General features: G+C 53.6%; 1 protein-coding gene and 1 pseudogene. One reads left to right on the plus strand and one right to left on the minus strand.

Annotation, left to right across the window (positions count from 1 at the left end; genetic code table 11):
• Positions 1–329 (plus strand): annotated as a pseudogene (locus NW826_RS11165) (hypothetical protein); the annotation flags it as partial.
• Between the two features lie 34 nt (positions 330–363).
• Here the strand turns inward: NW826_RS11165 and NW826_RS11170 are convergent.
• Positions 364–594: a DUF2555 domain-containing protein gene (locus tag NW826_RS11170; RefSeq protein ID WP_414336153.1), complete on the minus strand. Its 231-nt coding sequence runs from the start codon at positions 592–594 to the stop codon at positions 364–366.
• Between the last annotated feature and the right edge of the window lie 302 nt (positions 595–896).

An 896-nucleotide genomic window follows, 5' to 3' on the forward strand; every position in this document is an offset into this window, starting at 1 on the left:
GGGAAATCCAGGAGCTGCATCAGTCCATCCAGGCCAGCCGCGCTGAGTCTGCCGAACAAGCTGCTGCCCAGGCTCGAAGCTTGCGAGAGCTACAGCAGGTTGTCAGCGAGACCCGCTCTGACCTGGCCCATCTTGCCGAATGGGCAGAAGAAGTGACTCAAGCTCTGATTACTCTCACCGCTCTACAACAAGAGCACGAACGGGCTATGCAGGCCATCAACCAACGTCAAGCGGAAACGGATCAAAGGTTCAACATCCTCCTTGAGGAAGTACGCTACCTAATTCGCAAGCAGATTTCTGACGGAAGTCCTCCTCCCCCCTCAGCCTGAACACCAGGATCCCTTCAGAACTGCGAGGGCAGCCCTAATCTTCATCCACTTCCCACTCCAATAGGTGTGCATAGGGAGCCACCAAGCTGGGAGCATAAAAGGCAATGGCTCGAAGGGCATGCCAGTCTTCCAAGCAGCCAAAGACAGTTGGGTAGTCATTGCGCTCCAACCGCTCTGCAATTGCGGCCACATCAGCTTCGGTAAACTGGCCGGGATCCATTCCCTTGGCTGGGGCTTCTACTTTGGACTTGGATCGGGCAGACATAGGCAGTTTGAACACGCTACAAGCCGATCTTAACCTCTTCTTTTCGCGCGGCGAACCTTGACCAAAGACTTAACATATAGCCATTTCAAATAGCAATAAAACGGTTTGTGACATCGTTATGGCTACGCAACGCTGTCGCGAACGCGCCGGCGGCGCGGAGCGCTATCCCTTACTCCCCGTTCCAAAGGGGAGGATTCTGAATGACTGGTATTGCTTGGCAACGCTGCGTGAACAGTTTCCAGATACCAGATACAGCCTGTTAAGTAATCAAGGGGTACAGTAGCAACACTTAGCAAACCAAC

Origin of the sequence: Synechococcus sp. OH20, from assembly GCF_047502685.1 — a bacterium.
Lineage (GTDB): Bacteria > Cyanobacteriota > Cyanobacteriia > Thermostichales > Thermostichaceae > Thermostichus.